This is a genomic window from Paraburkholderia eburnea (assembly GCF_002917095.1).
GTDB lineage: Bacteria > Pseudomonadota > Gammaproteobacteria > Burkholderiales > Burkholderiaceae > Paraburkholderia > Paraburkholderia eburnea.
Window position 1 is genome coordinate 1 of sequence record NZ_PQGA01000003.1, and the last position, 19,762, is coordinate 19,762.

17 protein-coding genes and 1 pseudogene are annotated in these 19,762 nt (G+C 65.8%); 13 read left to right on the plus strand and 5 right to left on the minus strand.

Annotation, left to right across the window (positions count from 1 at the left end; genetic code table 11):
- The 6 genes and pseudogenes from B0G62_RS08060 to B0G62_RS08085 all read left to right on the plus strand — a co-directional run.
- Window positions 1-147, plus strand: a pseudogene (locus B0G62_RS08060) (acetyl-CoA C-acetyltransferase); the annotation flags it as partial.
- A 173-nt stretch (window positions 148-320) separates the two neighbouring features.
- A complete protein-coding gene (locus tag B0G62_RS08065; RefSeq protein WP_103703680.1) occupies window positions 321-1,061 on the plus strand; it encodes a 3-ketoacyl-ACP reductase in 741 nt (246 codons plus the stop codon).
- A gap of 151 nt (window positions 1,062-1,212) precedes the next feature.
- A complete protein-coding gene (phaR, locus tag B0G62_RS08070; RefSeq protein WP_103703681.1) occupies window positions 1,213-1,842 on the plus strand; it encodes a polyhydroxyalkanoate synthesis repressor PhaR in 630 nt (209 codons plus the stop codon).
- A 423-nt stretch (window positions 1,843-2,265) separates the two neighbouring features.
- Window positions 2,266-3,603, plus strand: a complete 1,338-nt coding sequence (gene rimO / locus B0G62_RS08075; RefSeq protein ID WP_208624216.1) for a 30S ribosomal protein S12 methylthiotransferase RimO — start codon at window positions 2,266-2,268, stop codon at window positions 3,601-3,603.
- 26 nt (window positions 3,604-3,629) lie between these two features.
- Entirely contained in the window at window positions 3,630-4,556 is a 927-nt protein-coding gene (locus tag B0G62_RS08080; RefSeq protein ID WP_103704093.1) for a sugar kinase, read from the plus strand.
- A gap of 69 nt (window positions 4,557-4,625) precedes the next feature.
- Window positions 4,626-5,177, plus strand: coding sequence for a hypothetical protein (locus tag B0G62_RS08085; RefSeq protein ID WP_103703683.1), 552 nt, complete (start codon window positions 4,626-4,628; stop codon window positions 5,175-5,177).
- Between the two features lie 7 nt (window positions 5,178-5,184).
- Here the strand turns inward: B0G62_RS08085 and B0G62_RS08090 are convergent, their stop codons facing one another.
- Window positions 5,185-6,132: a DNA-binding protein gene (locus tag B0G62_RS08090; protein ID WP_103703684.1), complete on the minus strand. Its 948-nt coding sequence runs from the start codon at window positions 6,130-6,132 to the stop codon at window positions 5,185-5,187.
- 163 nt (window positions 6,133-6,295) lie between these two features.
- Here B0G62_RS08090 and B0G62_RS08095 point away from each other — a divergent pair, with 163 nt between their 5' ends.
- Together B0G62_RS08095 and B0G62_RS08100 are read left to right on the plus strand one after the other, a co-directional pair.
- Complete coding sequence (locus B0G62_RS08095; RefSeq protein ID WP_103703685.1) at window positions 6,296-7,429, plus strand: tyrosine-type recombinase/integrase; 1,134 nt, start codon at window positions 6,296-6,298, stop codon at window positions 7,427-7,429.
- A gap of 123 nt (window positions 7,430-7,552) precedes the next feature.
- Window positions 7,553-8,773 (plus strand): cystathionine beta-lyase, encoded by a 1,221-nt coding sequence (locus tag B0G62_RS08100; protein WP_407671109.1) that lies wholly within the window; start codon window positions 7,553-7,555, stop codon window positions 8,771-8,773.
- 95 nt (window positions 8,774-8,868) lie between these two features.
- On the opposite strand, the gene serB is transcribed toward B0G62_RS08100, so the two are convergent.
- Complete coding sequence (gene serB, locus B0G62_RS08105) at window positions 8,869-9,708, minus strand: phosphoserine phosphatase SerB (protein ID WP_103703687.1); 840 nt, start codon at window positions 9,706-9,708, stop codon at window positions 8,869-8,871.
- Between the two features lie 421 nt (window positions 9,709-10,129).
- Between serB and ligD the strand changes: the two genes are divergently transcribed.
- Both ligD and B0G62_RS08115 read left to right on the plus strand, forming a co-directional pair.
- On the plus strand, window positions 10,130-11,185 hold the full coding sequence (ligD, locus tag B0G62_RS08110) for a non-homologous end-joining DNA ligase (RefSeq protein ID WP_167401211.1): 1,056 nt from the start codon (window positions 10,130-10,132) through the stop codon (window positions 11,183-11,185).
- A 257-nt stretch (window positions 11,186-11,442) separates the two neighbouring features.
- Window positions 11,443-11,997, plus strand: a complete 555-nt coding sequence (locus tag B0G62_RS08115; protein WP_103703689.1) for a DUF6013 family protein — start codon at window positions 11,443-11,445, stop codon at window positions 11,995-11,997.
- 51 nt (window positions 11,998-12,048) lie between these two features.
- On the opposite strand, the gene B0G62_RS08120 is transcribed toward B0G62_RS08115, so the two are convergent.
- Both B0G62_RS08120 and B0G62_RS08125 read right to left on the minus strand, forming a co-directional pair.
- Window positions 12,049-12,864 carry an ABC transporter permease gene (locus B0G62_RS08120; protein WP_103703690.1) on the minus strand — a complete coding sequence of 272 codons (816 nt, stop codon included), beginning with the start codon at window positions 12,862-12,864 and terminating at the stop codon, window positions 12,049-12,051.
- Window positions 12,861-13,592, minus strand: coding sequence for an ABC transporter ATP-binding protein (locus tag B0G62_RS08125; protein WP_103703691.1), 732 nt, complete (start codon window positions 13,590-13,592; stop codon window positions 12,861-12,863). Before B0G62_RS08125 ends, B0G62_RS08120 begins: the two co-directional genes overlap by 4 nt.
- Before the next feature lie 167 nt (window positions 13,593-13,759).
- Here B0G62_RS08125 and B0G62_RS08130 point away from each other — a divergent pair, with 167 nt between their 5' ends.
- Window positions 13,760-16,264, plus strand: a complete 2,505-nt coding sequence (locus B0G62_RS08130) for an AsmA family protein (RefSeq protein ID WP_103703692.1) — start codon at window positions 13,760-13,762, stop codon at window positions 16,262-16,264.
- A 69-nt stretch (window positions 16,265-16,333) separates the two neighbouring features.
- On the opposite strand, the gene B0G62_RS08135 is transcribed toward B0G62_RS08130, so the two are convergent.
- A complete protein-coding gene (locus B0G62_RS08135) occupies window positions 16,334-16,837 on the minus strand; it encodes a hypothetical protein (RefSeq protein WP_103703693.1) in 504 nt (167 codons plus the stop codon).
- Between the two features lie 452 nt (window positions 16,838-17,289).
- On the opposite strand from B0G62_RS08135, the gene B0G62_RS08140 reads away from it, so the two are divergent.
- Both B0G62_RS08140 and B0G62_RS08145 read left to right on the plus strand, forming a co-directional pair.
- Window positions 17,290-18,987 carry a sensor histidine kinase gene (locus tag B0G62_RS08140; RefSeq protein WP_103703694.1) on the plus strand — a complete coding sequence of 566 codons (1,698 nt, stop codon included), beginning with the start codon at window positions 17,290-17,292 and terminating at the stop codon, window positions 18,985-18,987.
- Between the two features lie 46 nt (window positions 18,988-19,033).
- The gene (locus B0G62_RS08145; RefSeq protein WP_103703695.1) at window positions 19,034-19,627 is read left to right on the plus strand and encodes a response regulator; all 594 of its coding nucleotides are present in this window, start codon (window positions 19,034-19,036) and stop codon (window positions 19,625-19,627) included.
- Window positions 19,628-19,762: the final 135 nt, after the last annotated feature.

The window sequence follows — 19,762 nt, forward strand, 5'->3', positions numbered from 1 at the left end:
GCGATCGGTCACCCGATCGGCGCATCGGGCTGCCGGATTCTGGTGACGCTGCTGCATGAGATGCAGCGCCGCGACGCGAAGCGCGGCCTGGCGTCGCTGTGTATCGGCGGCGGCATGGGCGTGGCGCTCGCGCTGGAACGTCCGTAAGGCGTTGCCAATCCGTGTCGATGCGCGGCTTCGGCACGGTTGTGATCTGGCGTTAATTTGGTAGCATTCGCGCTCAGGCTGCGCATGCGCCAGGTGTCATCAGGAGCAGCAGGCGGAAGGCGAGGCCGGGGCCGTCGATCGGCGCTCCGGAAAACGATAATGGAGTGTGGTTTATGGCACAGCGTATTGCGTATGTAACGGGCGGTATGGGCGGCATCGGAACGGGTATCTGCCAGCGCCTCGAAAAACAGGGCTTCAAGGTCGTCGCGGGCTGCGGCCCGAACTCGCCGCGCCGCGTGAAGTGGCTCGAAGATCAGAAAGCGCTGGGCTTTAACTTTATCGCTTCCGAAGGCAATGTCGGCGACTGGGATTCGACGGCTCAGGCGTTCGACAAGGTCAAGGCCGAAGTGGGCGAGATCGACGTGCTGGTCAACAACGCCGGCATCACGCGCGACGTGGTGTTCCGCAAGATGACGCGCGAAGACTGGACGGCGGTGATCGACACCAATCTGACCAGCCTCTTCAACGTCACGAAGCAGGTGATCGACGGCATGGTCGAGCGTGGCTGGGGCCGCGTCATCAATATTTCGTCGGTGAACGGCCAGAAGGGCCAGTTTGGTCAGACCAACTACTCGACCGCCAAGGCCGGTATTCACGGCTTCACGATGTCGCTCGCGCAGGAAGTGGCCACCAAGGGCGTGACGGTCAACACCGTGTCGCCGGGCTACATCGGCACGGACATGGTGAAGTCGATCCGCCCCGACGTACTCGAAAAGATCGTCGCGACGATTCCCGTGCGCCGCCTGGGCGCCCCTGAGGAAATCGCCTCGATCGTCGCGTGGCTCGCCTCGGAAGAGTCGGGCTTCGCAACCGGTGCAGACTTCTCGCTGAACGGCGGGTTGCACATGGGCTGATCCCGCCCGCCGTGCGTGTTGAAAAGCGCGCGGCGAAAAGCGGGATCGACGGCGGTAGCGGGCCTGTTTGCACGCCGGGGCAGGCCGCTTCCGGGCTAGACGACGCGCGATGGCATTGGCCTTCGCGCGTTGGCGCATACAAGGGCGACATATGACGACTACAAAGAAAACCGCCGAACGACTGATCAAAAAATATCCGAACCGTCGGTTGTACGACACGGAGACGAGCACCTACATCACGCTGACCGATGTGAAGCAACTCGTGCTCGATCAGGAAGAGTTCAAGGTCATCGACGCGAAGACCAACGAGGATCTGACGCGCAGCATCCTGCTGCAGATCATCCTTGAGGAAGAGGGCGGCGGTCTGCCGATGTTCTCGTCGTCGATGCTGTCGCAGATCATCCGTTTCTACGGCCATGCGATGCAGGGCATGATGGGCACCTACCTGGAGAAGAACATCCAGGCGTTCATCGACATCCAGAACAAGCTCGCGGACCAGTCGAAGGGCCTTTACGAAGGCAATGCGATGAACCCCGAGGTCTGGTCGCAGTTCATGAACATGCAGGCGCCGATGATGCAGGGCATGATGACCAGCTACATCGAGCAGTCGAAGAACATGTTCGTGCAGATGCAGGAGCAGATGCAGAACCAGGCGAAGAACATGTTCAGCAGCTTCCCGTTCAAGCCCGTTTCGCCTGTTTCCCCGGTGTCTCCGGCTTCGCCCGCAGCCTCGGCGCAGGGCGCGAACGAAAGCGCCAGCGGTGAAGAAGAGAAAAAGTAAAGCGTAGCGAGTCGAAGCGGCATGGCGCGGCAGCCCACGCGCCGGTGGCCGCTTGTTTGTTGTGTGCGGTGCTTGTGCGTTTTTCGCTGGTGATTTCCATGGCGGGGAGATCTTCAGGTCGCGCGGCGCTGACCGGGTTCCGCTCCTCGCTCGCCAGGCCACTGCGCGCGTATTTCAACTCGCGACTCGTTCCTGGTGCAACGGACTTGAGCGAATATTGATCCAGATCGGCGCTCATCCGACCCTTACCCCCTTGGTTGTACGTCCACCCACGCTGCCCCTCTCCCTACGCCAAATGGGTAAAATGGCGGATTGGCTTGATTTCGCGCGGCGCAACGAACGCCTCGCGCCCCACATCCGGACGTACACGTGAAAAACCCAGTTGAATCAACAACCTCCCGCAATCCTGCTCCGCGCGTCGGGATGGTTTCCCTCGGGTGCCCGAAGGCGCTTGTCGACTCCGAGCAGATCATTACCCAACTGCGCGCCGAGGGTTATGAAATCTCGGGTTCGTACGACGGCGCCGATCTGGTCGTGGTCAACACCTGCGGCTTTATCGACGAAGCCGTGCAGGAAAGCCTCGACGCCATCGGCGAGGCCCTGAGCGAAAACGGCAAGGTGATCGTTACCGGCTGTCTTGGCAAGAAGGCGAGCGCGAGCGGTTCCAATCTGATCGAGGAAGTGCATCCGAAGGTGCTGGCCGTGACCGGCCCGCACGCCGTCGGCGAAGTGATGCAGGCGGTGCACAGCCACTTGCCCAAGCCGCACGATCCGTTCGTCGATCTCGTGCCGCCCGCGGGCATCAAGCTCACGCCGCGCCACTACGCGTATCTGAAGATTTCCGAAGGCTGCAATCACCGCTGCACGTTCTGCATCATCCCGTCGATGCGCGGCGACCTGGTGTCGCGTCCCGTCGCCGAAGTGATGCTCGAAGCGGAAAACCTCTTCAAATCGGGCGTGAAGGAACTGCTCGTGATTTCGCAGGACACCAGTGCCTACGGCGTGGACGTGAAGTACCGCACCGGCTTCTGGAACGGCAAGCCCATCAAGACGCGCATGACCGATCTGGTTGCCGCGCTCGGCGAGCTGGCCGCGCAGTACGGCGCCTGGGTGCGCTTGCACTACGTCTACCCGTATCCGAGCGTCGACGAAGTCATTCCGCTGATGGCCGAAGGTCCGTACAAGGGCCACGTGCTGCCGTATCTCGACGTGCCGTTCCAGCACGCGCACCCTGAAGTGCTCAAGCGCATGAAGCGTCCCGCGAACGCGGAGAAGGTCATGGAGCGCGTGAAGGCGTGGCGCGAGATGTGCCCGGATCTGACGATCCGCAGCACCTTCATCGCCGGTTTCCCGGGCGAAACGGAAGAGCAGTTCGAGACGCTGCTCGACTTCATCCGCGAAGCCGATCTGGATCGCGTGGGCTGTTTCGCTTACTCGCCGGTCGAAGGCGCGACGGCCAACGAGCTGGACGGCGCGCTGCCGGACGAAGTGCGCGAGGAGCGCCGCGCGCGCTTCATGGAAGTGGCCGAGGAAGTATCGGCCAAGCGCATCCAGCGCAAGGTCGGCAAGACGCTCAAGGTGCTGATCGACGAGATCAATCCCGACGGCGGCATTGGCCGCACGGCGGCGGACGCGCCCGAGATCGACGGCGTCGTGTACGTCGCACCCGCGACCAAGGCGTCGAAGCGCTACAAGGTCGGCGATTTCGTCTCGGTGAAGATCACCGGCGCCGACGGCCACGATCTCTGGGGCGAGGTCTGAGCGGCATGACGGCGGTGGTTCCCGGAATGCCTGCAGCGCCCGAAATTCTCGCCTACGGCGAGGCCATGGTCGAATTCAACCAGGCCGCGCCGGGCAAGCCGGAGTACCTGCAGGGTTTCGGCGGCGATACCTCCAACTTCGCGATCGCGGCGGCGCGCCAGGGTGCGCGCACCGGCTTTGTTTCGGCGGTCGGCGACGATCAGTTCGGGCGTCTGCTGCTCGATCTGTGGGCGCGCGAGGGCGTCGATACGGCCCACGTGCGCGTGCGTGCCGACGCGCCAACGGGCGTGTATTTCGTCTCGCATGGTCCGCAAGGTCATGCCTTCGACTATCTGCGCAAGGGTTCGGCGGCAAGCCGCTACGCGCCGGGCGATTTGCCGCTCGACGCGCTGGCTGCCGCGCGCGTGCTGCATCTGTCGGGCGTGAGCGTCGCGATCGGCGACGCCGCCTGCGATGCGGCCTTCGCCGCGATCGAACAGGCGCGCGCAAGCGGCGTTCAGGTCAGTTTCGATACCAATCTGCGCCTGAAGCTGTGGCCGCTCGCGCGCGCCCGCGCCGTCATGACCGAAGTACTGCGTCTGACCGACATCTGCCTGCCCAGCTGGGACGATGTTGCCGTGCTGACGGGCCTCGACGACCGCGATGCGATCGTCGATCGTCTGCTCACGCTCGGGGCGCGCGTCGTTGCGCTCAAGCTCGGCAAGGAAGGCGCGTATGTCGCGACGCCGCACGAGCGCCGTGTGGTGCCGGGCCGTGTCGTTTCGGCGATTGATGCGACCGGTGCGGGCGACTGCTTCGGCGGCGCGTTTGTTGCTTGCCTCGTGGCGGGCGACGATCCGTTCGCCGCGGCTCACTACGCCAACGCGGCGGCGGCCCTGTCGACGCAAGGCTACGGCGCCGTGGCGCCAATCCCGCGTCGCGAGGAAGTCGAGCGCGCGCTGGCCGCGAGCTAGTCGCGCGAGTCTGCCAGGTATCGCGTGGTATCGCCTGGCATCGCCCAGCATCCCGATCAGAGGAATCCGATGGAAGTTACAAGCCCGAAAACCGCGCGTCGTCTCGCCTGGCTTGCGGCAGTGGCGATCGCGCTGCCGCTCGCGGCCTGCGCCGTCGGCGGCAATCACACGACGGACGCCGCGGCGAGCGCGCCCGTGCATTCGTCGCTCAAGCCGAATCCCGAATTCGCGCAACTCCCGCAATACGCGGGCACGCTCGGCAAGCGCCAGATCGTGATGCGGCTGGGCGCCAAGACCGACCCTGACGATCCGACCGGCGTGCACGGCGAGTACCAGTTCAGCGACACGGGCGAAGTGATTCTGATCGCGGGCGATCGTTCGGGCGCGACGCTCGAAGCGGAAGAGTCCAACGATGGTACGCGCATCACGGGCAACTGGGTCGGCACGTTCGCAGCCGATGGCTCGATTTCCGGCGACCGCATGGAAGTGGACGATTCGAATCCCGTGCCGTTCGAGCTGAAGCCGATTGCGGCTGGGACCGCGCCTGCCGCCACACCTGCTGCCGCCGCGAAAAGCGGCAATGCAGTGGGCGGTGTCGGCAATGTGGTGACGGGCGAGTAGTCTTCGCCTACTGGCGCGCGCCGCGTGGCGCGCTCACGGCGATGCGCTTCAATTTCGCGCGAGAACGATTACGTATTGCGACGAGCCTGTTTTCCAGCGATTCGCGCTCGCGCTGCCAGTCTTGGCGCTCACGCGCAAACCCCTCGGTTTCCTGCTGCGCCGTGCGTAACGCCTCGTCCTGACTTGCTTGCGTGACACGCGCCGCCGCGAGTTCGCCCAGCAGTGTTTCATTGCGTTGCTGGAGCGTTGCCGCGAGCGCATCCGCGCGCCGACGCTCTTCGCGGGCGTCGCTGATCTGCTGCATCATGTGCTTCTGCACGCCTTCCATCCGCTGCGTCGCCTTGTCCAGTTCGGACTGAAAGGCTGCGTCGCGCGCCTCCAGCGACGCCCGCAATGCGGCGCTCGCTTTCTCGTGTTCCGTTCTTTGCTCGCGTTGCCGTGTGTCGGCGAGTTCGCGTTCGGCGTCGCGCTGGGCCTCCAGCGCATCGGCGCGAATGCGGGCTTCCTCGGCGCGCGCATTGGCGGCTTCCAGCTGCTGCTTCAGCGCGGCGATCTGCTCGGTCAGCGCACCCAGTTCCACCTCACGTAGCCGCAAGGTTTCCTCCGCAGCCGCGCGCGCGTGGACGGCTTCGGCCGCGCGCGAGTCGGCTTGCGCCGTGGTTTGCTCCAGTTCGGCCACGCGTGCGTCATAGACCCTTTCCCCATGCTCCACGGCGACGGCCCAGATGCCGAGCATCGCGTCCGCGACGGCGGGCGGTAGTTGCGAGGCGAGGGCGTCGCTGCGCGTTTTCTCGTCCTTCCACTGCTTGAGTTCGTCGTTGATCGTCGTGCGGCTGCCCTGACGGATTTCCGCGTAGATCAGGTCGACGGTCAGCTCATGCGGCCGTTTTCCGGCGGCGACGAGGCGAGACGCGGTTTCACGCGTGCGCAAACGGGTATCGCTGATACGTGACATGGTTTTTCCAGACGAGAAGCGGGCTAACGACCGAAATCATACTGTATATCATCGTATAACGTTATATAAGTACGATATCAAGCTGAAAATTTACGATAACACCTATAATCGTAATTAAAGATGCGGTACGCTTGGCCTTACGCCCGATCCCACTCTCCAATCGATGTCAGAACACGCCATCACCCTGATTCCCGCCTTGCCGCCCGCGCTCGACGGCCGAAACGGCACGAACCGCGCCCGCGGCGGGGTAGCGCAGACCGCCGCGCGTGACGACATCGAAGCCGTACGCCTCTGGCTCGCCGAGTATGTTGGGTCCCCGCACACGCTGCGCAGCTATCGAAAAGAAGCGGTGCGCCTGATGCTGTGGGCCACGCGCACGCTCGACAAGCCACTGTCTAGCCTCACGCGCGAAGATTTCGTGCTCTACGAGCAGTTCCTCGCCGCGCCAAACGGCGACTGGATCGATCCGGCGCGGCCGCGCAAGGGCCGCGAACGCAGGCTCTTCGAAGGGCCGCTTGCGCCGCGCAGCCGTCGGCAGGCGATGGGGATTCTCGGCGGGCTGTTCAGCTATCTGGTGGCGGCCGGCTATCTCGCGGGCAATCCGCTCGCGCTGCGCCGCGCACGTGCGCCGCAGGCGTCGCGCAGCCGCCGCGTCGAGCGCCATCTCGACCAGGCGCTCTGGCAACAGGTGCTCGACGGCGTCGAGGCTTTTGCACAGGACACGCCGCGCGAGCGCCAGCACTACGAGCGCTGCCGCTGGCTCATGCGCTTCCTCTATCGCACGGCGCTGCGCGCCAGCGAAGCCGCGCAGGCGCGCGCGGGCGATTTCGAGCGCAGGCGCGGCCGCTGGTGGCTGCGCGTGGTCGGCAAGGGCGGCGTGGAGGGCGACGTGCCTGTGAGCGACGAACTGATGGCCGACTTCGCCCGCTATCGCGCGTTTCACGGCCTGCCGGAAGTGCCCGCGCCGGGCGAGATGCGTCCCGCCGTGATGGGCGTCGCGGGCGGCGATGCCGCGCCGCTCACGTCCACGGCGCTCTATCTGATTGTGAAGACGGTGTTTCGCCGCATCGCGGATACGCTCGATGCCCGCGATCCCGCAGGCGCGGCAACCCTGCGCCGCGCCTCGACGCACTGGCTGCGCCACACCGCCGCGACCCATCAGGCCGACGCGGGCACGGACCTGCGCTATATCCAGAAGAATCTGCGCCACGCGTCGATCGAAACGACCGGCCTCTATCTGCACGCCGACGACGATGCGCGCCATGCCCAGACCGTGCGCGAGACGCCCTCGGCATGATCCAGCCGGGTGCCAACCGAGTGCCAACGGAGTGATTCCCCGCAGCGCCGGTGTTAATCTTCGGCATGCGGCGCGCTCGGGCCGACCGGTGCAACAGCATCGACGCCCGCCTGAACCCGCGCCATGCCTCCATCCGCGCTTAACCGCCTGTTCTCCGACATGAAGAAATCCGACTCCAGCCGCGCCTTGCAGACGCGCATCGTCAATCCGCAGGACGACATCACGCCCGGCTTCGAATCGTTCGCCGCGCCCGTCACGCGCGCCTCGACCGTCGTGTTCCCCGACCTCGCGACCGTGCGCGGTCTCGACTGGAAAAACGACGCGCAATGGCGCTACGGTCTGCACGCCACGCCCACGTCCACGATGCTCATGCAACGCCTCGCCGGGATCGAAGGCGGCGAGTACGCGCTGCTGCAACCCTCGGGCCTCTCGTCGATCTCGAACGTGTACTTCGGGCTCCTGAAGGCCGGCGACGATGTGCTGATTCCCGACAACGTCTATTCGCCCAACCGCGATCACGGCGACTGGCTCGCGCGCGACTTCGGCATCACGGCGCGCTATTACGATCCGATGATCGGCGCAGGCATCGAAGCGCTGATTCGCCCCGAAACGAAGCTGATCTGGCTCGAAGCGCCGGGTTCGGTGACGATGGAAGTGCCCGACGTGCCCGCGATCACGGCCGTCGCGCGCGCGCGCAACGTCCTCACGGCCATCGACAACACGTGGTCGGCGGGCCTCGCATTCAAGCCCTTCGATCACGGCGTCGATATCTCGGTGCAGGCGCTCACGAAATATCAGTCGGGCGGCAGCGATGTGTTGATGGGCGCGACCATCACGCGCGATCGCGATCTCTATCTGAAGATCAAGCTCGCGCGTATGCGCCTGGGCATCGGGGTTTCGTCGGACGACTGCTCGCTCGTGTTGCGCGGCTTGCCGAGCATGAAGGTGCGATTCGATGCGCACGACCGCGCGGCGCTGTCGCTCGCGCAATGGCTCAAGACGCGCAGCGAGATTACGGCGATGCTGCATCCCGCCTTCGAGGATTGCCCGGGTCACGCGTTCTATAAACGCGACTTCACCGGCGCAGGCGGGCTGTTCTCGGTGGTGTTCGACGAACGCTATAGCGCCGCGCAGATCGACACGTTCTGCGAATCGCTCGAACTCTTCGCGCTCGGCTGGAGTTGGGGCGGCGCGCGCAGTCTCGTGATGCCATACGACATCGCGTCGATGCGCACGGCGGCAAGCTGGCCGCATCGCGGCACGCTGGTGCGCTTCTACATCGGTCTGGAAGACGAGGGCGATCTGCGCGCCGATATCGAGCGGGCGCTCGCCACGCTCGCATAAATTCCGCCCGTAAATTCCGCAAGTCAAGGCAAACGGCCGCGCCGGTCTGTGAAGACTGGCGCGGCCGTTGTGTTTTCAGCGGCGGGATGCGTCGATCAGAACAAGCGCAGCAGACCGTCAAGCCCGACGAAATTGAACGCGACGCTGGCCGCTTCGCGCACCACGGGCTTCGCGCGGAACGCGACCGACAGGCCCGCCACGGCCATCATCTTCAGATCGTTCGAGCCGTCGCCCATCGCAATGGCGCGGCGAGGATCGATGCCGAGTTGCGCGCAGGTTTCCTGAACCGTGCGCGCTTTCACTTCGGCATTGACGATCTCGCCGGTCACGCGGCCCGTGAGCTTGCCGTCGACGATTTCAAGCGAGTTCGCGCGCGTGAAGTCGAGGCCGAGACGCGCCTTGAGCCGCTCCGTGAAGAACGTGAAGCCACCCGAGACCAGCAGCGTCTTCAGGCCCGCGGCTCTCGCGCCCGCGAGCATTTTTTCCGCGCCGGGCGAAAGCTGCAGGCGCTCTTCATACACGCGCTCCAGCGCACTGGCTTCGAGGCCTTTTAGCAGGGCCACGCGGCGCGTGAGGCTTTCGTTGAAGTCCTTGATCTCGCCGCGCATCGACGCTTCGGTGATGGCTGCGACTTCGGCTTTCAGGCCGCAGAAGTCGGCGATCTCGTCGATGCATTCGATCGTGATGAGCGTCGAGTCCATGTCCATCGCGACGAGACCAAAGCTGCCGAGCGTGCGGCCCGCTTCCACGAATGCGTAATCGAGTTGATGCGTGCCGCAGTAGACGTCGAGGTCCGGGCGCTGCGCCGGCACGGCGTCTTCGATACGGATCGCGTGCTCGTCGATCGGCACGAGACGGCTGCCGCGCGCGAGCGCGAGGAGCGGCTTGTGATGGACGGCTTGCAGCGGAGCGGGACTCTGGATGACGAGATTCATGGCGTGTGCGGCGCGAGGCGCCCCGGAGGCGGCGAGTGGAGTCGGATTCGGCAGGAATCGGGACGGGAACGAAACAGGGCGCGAACGCGGCAATCAGCCACCGGGGAAACGGCAAATCTGGCCGGTACGCGCGGCGAAAACGCGAATTGTACCGTTTCGGCGTGCGTGCGCGGCCCGATGGACGGCTTACGGAGACGAAAGCTCGCTTTCGAGGCACAATGAATGCTCGTGCGGCGTCCGACGGGGGGCGGCCGCCGCGTGCCGTCAACCATACGTATCGCGAGTCGCGTCGCGCGATGCGTCACGTGCGCCAATTGGCGCGAGGGGAACCGGTATGCAGGACGCTCATTCCACCGACACAAGCCCTGGTCGAACACCGACCGGCGCGTCCAGACAGGTTCCGGAAAGCCCGTCACAGCCCGTGCCCGAAGCGCTTCAGGCGCTCACGCTCGATGCGGCGGCAGCGGATGTTCCGGTTCCGCGTCCAGCGCGCGCCAAACGGCAGGTTCAGGAAGCGCTGCAAGCGCCACAGGTTCCGCCAGCCCGTCCGCGCAACAGCCGTGCCAGCACCACGGGCGAAGTCGCGGGCGTTCGCATCACCAGCGCGCGCCGCATCATCGACGTTGAAAGCGGCACCCGCAAGCTCGATCTCGTGCGCTACTACGCGCGCGTGGCGCCCTGGCTGTTGCCGCATCTGCGGGATCGGCCCGTTGCGCTGTTACGCGCGCCGCAGGGTCTCGGCGGCGAGCGCGTCTTCCAGCGCCATCTCACCCGCATGGCGATTCCCGGCGTGACGCTGCATGACGAACTCGATGGCGGCCACCCGCTCATCGGCATCGATTCGCTCGACGCGCTCATCCATGTGGCGCAGATGGATGGCATCGAACTCCATACCTGGAGCGCGCGGGCCGCCAATGTCGACTTGCCCGATCGCGTCGTGTTCGATCTCGATCCCGATCCGGCGCTCGGCTGGGAGCGCGTGATCGAGGCGGCGCAACTCACGCGCACGCTGCTCGGCGATCTGGGGCTGGAGGCGTTCTGCCAGACGAGCGGCAACAAAGGGCTGCATATCGTCGTGCCGCTCGTGCCGGGCCCAGGCTGGGACGACACCAAAGCGTTTGCGCGCGCCGTGGCGCAGCGGCTCGCTTCGGGCTGGCCGACGCAATTCACGGCCATCCAGAACGCCGATCATCGTAAAAAGAAAATCTACGTCGATTACCTGCGCAACGTGCGCGGCGCGGGCACGGCGGCGGCCTACAGCGTGCGCGCGCGGCCCGGACTGGGCGTGTGCGTGCCGATTGCGTGGGACGAACTGGCGCAGACGACGGGCGGCGCGCACTGGACGCTAGCCAACATCGATGTCCGCCTCAAGCAGCTCAACCGGCCAAAGCGCGCGGCTCCGTGGGCGCGTTTCACGGAGGTGCGCCAGACCGTGAGCAGCGAGCTGACGCTGCGGCTGGAGGAGGGCGGCGCATGAGTTGGCGCGCGGGCTGGCGAATGAGTTGGCGCATGAGCGGCGCACCAGGCGAGGCAGGCAAAACGTGCTCGGCGTGCGGGGTTTCCCGCGCTACAAAACGCGTTGCCTGGCAAGCCGTATAAAACCTGGGCCGGGCGATGCCCTCGCCTGGCGCAAGCCTTCGCGCGGCGCGCTAGACTGACAGAAGAACAATCCGCCACGTGCTTGCCTCGGCCACGTCTTTCGCGGTCGTGGCGGCTCCCGCCAGGAGATGACGCATGCCTTGCAGCCGCACCCGCTCCCGCCGCACTCGCGCGGCGCTCGCTCATGTCGCCGTTGCCCTGTCTTGCGCAATCGCGCTGTCGGCATTCGCCGCGACGCCGATCACGGTCACGTCCCAGGCCGCCACCGACGGGCCGATCCGCTATACGGTGAAAGTCACCTCGAAGCTCTACGGCACGGCGCAGGAGACGCGTACCTTGCGCTCGGGAGACACCGACGATTTCAACTGGCGCTCCACGCCACCGGGCGGCGCCGTGCCGGCCGCGCAGAGTTGCCCCGATTACAGTTCGCTGCCGCTCGACGCCAATGGCGCGATGGTGCGCCAGATCCAGGTGCGCCTCGCCCCCATCGTCGCGCAGAACGGCACGGCGAACGTGCAGGTGAGCTTCCGGGCCCAGGCGCCGCGCAGCGGCAAGGCGGCGAGCGGCGCGCAATGCCCCGAAGTCGTGGCGCATAGCGAGGTGCTGCACTTCTCGATGCCGACCAACGGCACCGCGAAGACGCTCACGCTCAGCGACGGCACCCAGTTGAGCGTATCGGCGCAGCGCTAGGCACGAGCGCCGCTCAAGCGTCAATCCAGGCGCCGATAAAACGAGGCCGGCTCAAGCCCGCGCTTTCGCGCGCTCCTTGAGCCGCGCGGCCATGAAGCAATGATCGGCCGAAAAAAGCCGCCGATACGCCAGCAGCACCGCGCCCACGGTGCCAAGCGCCGACGATGCCGCGATCAGGAACATGATCACGATCTGATAGCGCACCGCCTGCAAGGGCGACTGGCCCGCCAGCACCTGGCCCGTCATCATGCCGGGCAGACTCACCACGCCCACCACGGCCATCTGATTGAGCGTCGGGATCATGCCGGCGCGCACGGCCTCGCGCGCGCTCGGCTGGGCCGCTTCCCAGCGCGTCGCGCCGAGCGCCAGCGCGCTCTCCACCCGGTCGCGCCTGGCCGTCAGTTCCTGCATCATCCGCTCGACGCCGAGCGACACGCCGGTAAGCGTATTGCCAAGAATCATGCCGAGAATCGGAATCGCATATTGCGGCTCGTACCACGGCCGGATGCGGATCACCGCGAACAGGCCCACCGCCGCCACGAGCCAGGCGCTCACCCAGATCGACACGATGCTGTCGACGCGCTGGCCCATATAGGTGCGCGCGCCGCGCTGCGCGCCAGCGAAGCCGGCGATCAGCGTCATCAGCGCCATGAGCGGCAGCACCACATACCAGCGATCGAACGCGAACACCCAGCCGAGCACATAGCCGATGGCGAGCAGCTGCACGACGGTGCGCACCGCGGCCCACGCGAGCTTGCGTTCCAGATCGAGCTTGAGGAGTACAGAAACCGCGCCGTTGACGAACACCAGCAACGCCGCGATGGCGACGTCGCCGAGACTGAGGTTTTGCAGCACGCCTGGGCTCATTGCGGCGCTCCGGTCGTGGAGTCGACATCGTCGGTGGAGGCGTCGGCGGCTTCGCTGAGCACGCCCGCGCGCATCGTCAGATGACGCTCGCCCACGCGCTGGGCCTGGGCGGGATCGTGCGAGACCCAGACCGTTGCGCGCGCGGCGCGTTCGTGCGCGAACCAGTGAGCGATCAGCGCTTCAACCGTGCGCGCCGATTCCGGATCGAGCGAGGCGGTCGGCTCATCGAGCAGCAGCGCTTCCGGGTCGAGTTGCAGCACGCGCACGAGCGCGACGATTTGCGCTTCGCCGCCCGACAGCTCCGAGGTATCGCGCGCGAGGAAATCGCCGCCACGTCCCGCCGCTTCGAGAAGGCTGGTGGCGCGCGCGGCGTCGAAGGCGCTGCCGCGATAGGCCGCGAACGACCACGGATAGCGCAGATTGTCCTCGACCGTGCCGTCGATCAGCGCGGGCCGTTGGCGCAGGTAGGCAATATGACGCCGGTAGGACGGAATCCGCGCACGCCCGACTGGTTCGCCGTGCCAGAGCAGCGTGCCGCCATCCGGCGGATCGAGCAGCGCGAGCGCGCGCAGGAACACGCTCTTGCCCGAGCCGGATGGCCCGGTGAGCACCACGCGCTGACCCGCTTCGAGCGCGAAATCTGTCGGATGTAGCAAAATCTGGCCGCGCTGGGCATCGCGCCGCGTGAGGCCACGGGCTTCGACAAGGGGAACCGTCGTTGTCGCCATGCCTGTACGGGCGCCGTCGTGGGACGATTCTTTCTGGGGGTTCTTCATTAAATGATGGTGGATAACAGACGTATTTCACGGCGAACGGGCAGGCCGGCGAGTCCCGTCGGGCACGCGTCCTGCTGCGGATTCGTTGGCGAAACAACAATGCATAACCCGGAGCGCGCATGACGTCACCGCAACCCAAGCCCCGCGGGCCAGGCCCCGCACTCGCCAGGATCATCGCATGGCTCGTGGCCGTTGTCGTCGTGCTCGCCGCAGCGCTTGCGGTTTTCATCCTCACCTTCGACTGGAATCGTGCCAGGCCTTACGTGAACGAAAAAGTGTCGGAGGCCATCGGCCGGCCGTTCGCGATTGTCGGCGATTTGAAGGTCGGTTGGCGCAGGCCGCCAGGCGAGACGGGCTGGCGCGCGTGGGTGCCCTGGCCGCGCTTCTCGGCCACGCAGATCGAAGTGGCGAATCCCGACTGGACCAAAACGCCGAAGTTCGCGACGCTCGACGAGATCGATTTCGAGGTGGCGGTGCTGCCGCTGCTCGCGCACGACATCGTGATCCCGGCGATCAATCTCGTGAATCCGTCCGTCGATGTCGAACGGCTGACCGATGGACGCAACAACTGGACCTTCAAGCTGCCGGCGTCGAGCGGGCCGTCGACGTGGAAGCTCGATCTGCACGACATCACGTTTTCGAGCGGCAATATCGCTGTGAGCGACCAGCAGACCAAAACCGAGGTGAAAGTGACCGTGAGCCTGCTCGGCCACGGCATTCCGATTGGCAAGGCGATGGAGCAGCAGGAAGCGGCTTCGCGCCAGGGATCGGTGCAGGTGATCGGGCGCTCGGGCGCGAACCGGCTCGCGCAGCAGGCAGAAAAGCAGCAGGCTTCGGAAGCGGCCGCGGCCAGTGCGGCCAGTGCGGCCAGTGCGGCCAGTGCGGCCAGTGCGGCCAGTGCGGCCAGTTCGGCCAGCGGTGCAAGTGACATCGCCACAGCCGGCGCGAGCGCCGCGTCGGGAGGCATGAGCGCGAAGCTAGCGGCGATCGGCGCGAGTTCGGCCAGCAATGCCAACGCCGTCTCGGGCGGCCCCGCCACCGAGCCGTTCTACGCGATCGGCTGGACCGTCAAGGGTACCTACAACAAGACGCCGCTCTCGGGCGAAGGCAAGCTCGGCGGCGTGCTCGCGCTACAGGATTCGAACCGCCCATTCCCGGTGCAGGCCGACGTGCGCGCGGGCGATATGCATATAGCACTGGTCGGCACGGTGACGGACCCGGCGCATCTGGCCGCCGTCGATCTGCGTCTGTGGCTGCAAGGGCAGAGCATGGCGCATCTCTACAACCTCACGGGCGTGACGCTGCCGGAAACGCCGCCTTACGCCACCGAAGGGCGTTTCGTCGGCCAGTTCCGCAAGGGCGCGAGCGTGTTCCGCTACGAAAACTTCACGGGCCGCGTGGGCGGCAGCGACATCAATGGCACGTTTGTCTATACCCAGCGTCCGACCCGTCCGCTGCTCTCGGGCACGCTCGTGTCGAACCTGCTGCAGTTCTCCGATCTGGCGCCGATCATCGGCGCGGACAGCAAGGCGAGCAAAGTCAAGCGCGGCGACACTGCCAATCAGCCCGCCGAGCGCGTGATCCCGGTCGAGCCGTTCAAGACCGACCGCTGGAGCGCCATCGACGCCGACGTGAAGTTCACCGGCAAGCGCATCATCAAGCAGGGCAGCCTGCCGATCCAGGACCTGTACACCCACGTCATCATGACCGACGGCGTGCTCGTGCTCGATCCGCTGCAGTTCGGCGTCGCGGGCGGCACGCTGGCCACGCGCCTGAATCTCGACGGCAGCCACACGCCGCTCAAGGCGCGCGGCACGGCCGAGGTGCGCCACCTGAAGCTCAAGCAGTTGTTCCCGTCCGTCAAGTCGATGCAATCGGCGCTGGGTGAAGTCAACGGCGATGCGTCGCTTTCCGCGACCGGCAACTCGCCGGCGGCGCTGGCGTCCACTTCGAACGGCGAGGTGAAAATGCTCGTCACGCAAGGCACGGTCAGCCGTTTGCTGATGGAGGCGGCGGGTCTGAACGTGGCGAACGTCGTCTACGAGAAGCTGTTTGGCCAGCGCGACGTGAAGATCAATTGCGCGGCCGCCGATTTCGTCGCCACCAATGGCGTGCTCGACCCGCGCGTGTTCGCCCTCGATACCGACGATGCCGTGATCGACATCACCGGCCCGGTCGATCTGCGCGACGAATCGCTGGACATGAAGGTGCATCCGCATACCAAGGGCTTTCGCATCTTCTCGCTGCGCTCGCCGCTCTACGTGAAGGGCACCTTCAAGAATCCGCACGTGGGCGTCGATGCGGCGGCGCTTGCGTTGCGCGGCGGCGCGATGGTCGGCCTTGGCCTCATCAATCCGTTCGCGGCGTTGATTCCGCTCATCGCGCCGAGCAACAACAAGCCGCTGCCGTGCGATCAGTTGTTCTCGCAGATGCATCAGCATCCGGTCGCGCCGCCGCCGGGGCAGAAGATGCGCGCGCCGGCTTCGGCGCCGGTTCCCGCGAGCGCGGCCAGCAGCGGCGCGGCGGCGGCGCGTGCTTCGCGCTCCTCGCAGACGCCGGCAAAGAGCGTGCGTCCCGACTCGTCCTCGCAACCGGGTCTGCAGAACCTCTACAAGGGCAGCTAAGGAAGGGAACAAGCGTGCACGGAAAAACGCCCGGCGCAGGTTTGCGTCGGGCGTTTTTTTACGTGAGGTTCAGCGCAGTTGCTGTCGCGGTGCCGGATCGCCGGTGGCATCCTGGCGGCGCGCCACACGCCGCGAATTCAAGCCCTGACGGACCGCGCCGAATTCGGCGAGGATCCGGGCGCGCGCACGGCTGGCAAACACGAGAAAACCGAATCCGTCGGCTTCATACCAGTAGCCGCCGTTTTCGAGCCCTTCGAGGGGCTGTTCGAGCGCATGCGCGATCGATTCGATGCAGCGCTTGCGCAATTCGGCCGTCGCGGGATAGGGCGGATGCGCCCCGCGCACACTGCACAACAGCACGTCGAGGCCGGGCAGCACGTGTGCATAGAGCACCGGCTCGTCCTGCGCGCGTGCGCGTGCAATCTTGGTATCCAGTTGACCGAACGGCTTGAAGTGGCTCAGCACGGCGAGAAAGGACTCGTCGCCATCCGCCTTGACGCGTTTACGCTTTTTCGGGAAGGACATAAAAATTCGCCTGAAAAAGGTGGATTGCAAAACACGCAGCGTTCCCATGCGACCACTCCCGGATTGGTGCGCCGCACGTCGATCCGTCTTGCATAGGATCTGCCGGATTCGCGAGGATGCGGGCCGTGGGGACAGCGCCCAGATCCTCATTGCGTCAGGCAAAACGCCATGCCGGGCCGCACGTCGCGCTCATGTATGTATCCCGGCGCTCTCTCGCTTCTCTTGACTTCTCTTTCTTTGTCTCCGGTCTCAATAATAGTCCTGCACGCGCGCGCGGTGTGACGATTTCTCGGGAAAAGACGGGCTTTTCTCGTGGCGAGGTGGTCGCTGCCACATACGTTGTCATCTCGCAATTTCGCGCTGATAATATTTCGGCTCTGGTGCCTGCGGCGCGCGGGGCCGGTCAAGGCCGGTCGCGCAATTCCTGTCGTGCAAACGGCTGCTGACGGGCGCGCGAGCGCCGCCGAGAGCGCCACTGAGCGCCACTGAACCAGACCGCCATGAAACTGTTTGCCAAGGGGCTGTTGCTGATCGCGATTCCGAGCGTCGTCGAGTTGGCGCTGCTCGGCGTCGTCTTTGACACGCAGGGCGAGGCCGCCCAGGCCGCCAGGCGCGCCGATGCCAGCAAGCAGATTCTCTGGCAGGCCTCCAGCATCGCCCAGCCGTTGTTGCGCGAAGCCGCGCGCGTGCGTACCGCCGTCGTGCTCGAAGATCCCTCCTTCATCGATCGGCGCGCGGTGTGGGCCGAATTCTCGGATCGCATCGCGCTGCTTGCCCAGATGGTGAGCGACAATCCCGTGCAACTCGCGCGCGTGCAGCGCATCAACGACGACGCGCGGGCCTGGCGCGCGCGCTGCGCCGAAATCGCCGACGCGCTGCGCGAGGGCCGGTCCGACACCTTCGTGCAGGCGAGCGCAACCGGTCTGCCGCCCGAAATCGACGCCGTGCGCAGCGAACTCGACGCGTTCATCGAGGAGCAGACGCGCTTCGACGTCAAGCGCAGTGCCTCGTTGCGCGAGACGCGCGAGCGCCAGCAGAACGCGCTGATTTTCGCGGTGGTCGGCTCGATGCTGATCTGGGGCATCACGGCCATTGCGTTCGCGCGCAACGTGGGCCAGCGGCTTGCGGCGCTCGGCGCCAATGCACAGCGCCTGAGTGAAGGCGTGGCGCTGGCGCCGCCGCTCGAAGGCGACGACGAAATCGCCGCGCTCGACGCCGTGCTCAATCAGACGAGCCAGCGCTTGCGCGACGCCGAGGGCGAGCAGGCCGCGCTCAAGCTCCAGTTGCAGGCGCGCGCCACCGATCTCGCCGCCGCCAACGACAGGCTGCGCCAGGAGAGCCAGGACAACGAGATGTTCATGTACAGCGTCTCGCACGACTTACGCTCGCCGCTCGTCAACCTGCAAGGTTTTTCCAGGGAGTTGCAGGCGTCGTGCGTGGATCTGCGCGACCAGATCGACACGGCCGGATTGCCTGCCGACGAACGTCGCCGCATGAACGAAGTGCTCGATGGCGACGTGGCCGAATCGCTGCAATTCCTGCGCCAGGCAGTGACGCGCTCGGCGGCGATCATCGATGCGCTGCTGCGCATGTCGCGCGCGGGGCGTCTCGAATACCGCTGGCAGCGTGTGAACGTCGCACGCATCGTCGAGCGGGCGCTGGGCGGGCTTGCCGCCGGCCTTGCTCAGCGCGCGCGGATTTTCGTCGGCGAACTGCCTCCCGCATGGGGCGATCCGGCGGCGCTGGAACAGATTTTCGGCAACCTGATCGATAACGCGTTGCGCCATCTCGATCCGTCCCGGCCGGGGCTGGTGGAAATCGGCGCGGTGATGCCCGACGAAGCGGCGCAGGCGCAGGCGCAGGAAAAGATCGGAGCGTTGCCGGTTTCCAGCATAAAAACGCCCGAAAATGCCCTGGAAAGCCCTCGTGATCCATCGCGCATGTCGGGCACCCGCACGCGGACGTATTATGTGCGCGACAATGGGATTGGCATTCCCGCCGCGTATCTGCCCCAGCTATTTAGAGCCTTTCAACGCCTTCACGGCGGCCAGTCGGACGGGCAGGGCACGGGCCTCGCGCTCGCGCGCCGGATCGCGGAGCGTCATGGCGGACGCGTGTGGGTCGAATCGACGGAAGGCGCGGGCTCGACGTTCTTCGTCGCCTTGCCCGACGCGCCGCTGCGCGCAGCATCAGCATAAGGACAGCACCATCGAAAACGTTTCAGGGAAGGTCGGAGAGCGGCATATGACGCACGGGGAAGACACGGGGAACCACGCGGACGACGCTCAGGACGACGCGCCGCACGACGCGCATGACGATTACCGCGCCGCGCTGGCCGGTGAGCGCGTGAGCATCGTTCTGATCGAAGACGATGACGGGCACGCCACGCTGGTCGAGCGCAACCTGCGCCGCTCAGGCGTGTCCAACGGCTTTTTGCGGTTTCGCGACGGCCAGGACGCGCTCGATTATTTCTTCGGCGCGCCGGGTGCGGACGGCCAACCTGCGCAATCCGCACCGGGCGCCGCGAACGCGCCGGGCTTGCCGTCACGCGAGGATCTGGCGAATTTCGTCGTTCTGCTCGATCTGCGCATGCCGCGCGTGGACGGCTTCGAGGTGCTGCGCCGGCTCAAGGCCGAACCGGCGACGGCTTCGGTGCCCGTGATCGTGCTCACCACGACCGACGATCCGCGCGAGATCGAGCGCTGCTACGAACTGGGCTGCAACGTCTACATCACGAAGCCCGTCGAATATGATGCGTTCATCGAGGCGGTGCGGCGGCTTGGCTTTTTCCTGCAGGTGGTCAAGCTGCCGGCGGGACATCGCTTCAGTCGCCCTTGAGTGTCCCTGAATGACAACACGCTCGGGCGTGCCGGCGGCACGAACCGATCCGCGAAAGAGATTGATTCACGCATGACCATCATGACCAGACTGCGCATGCTCCAAAGCTGGAGCCAGCTCCGAGGGATGCGACGC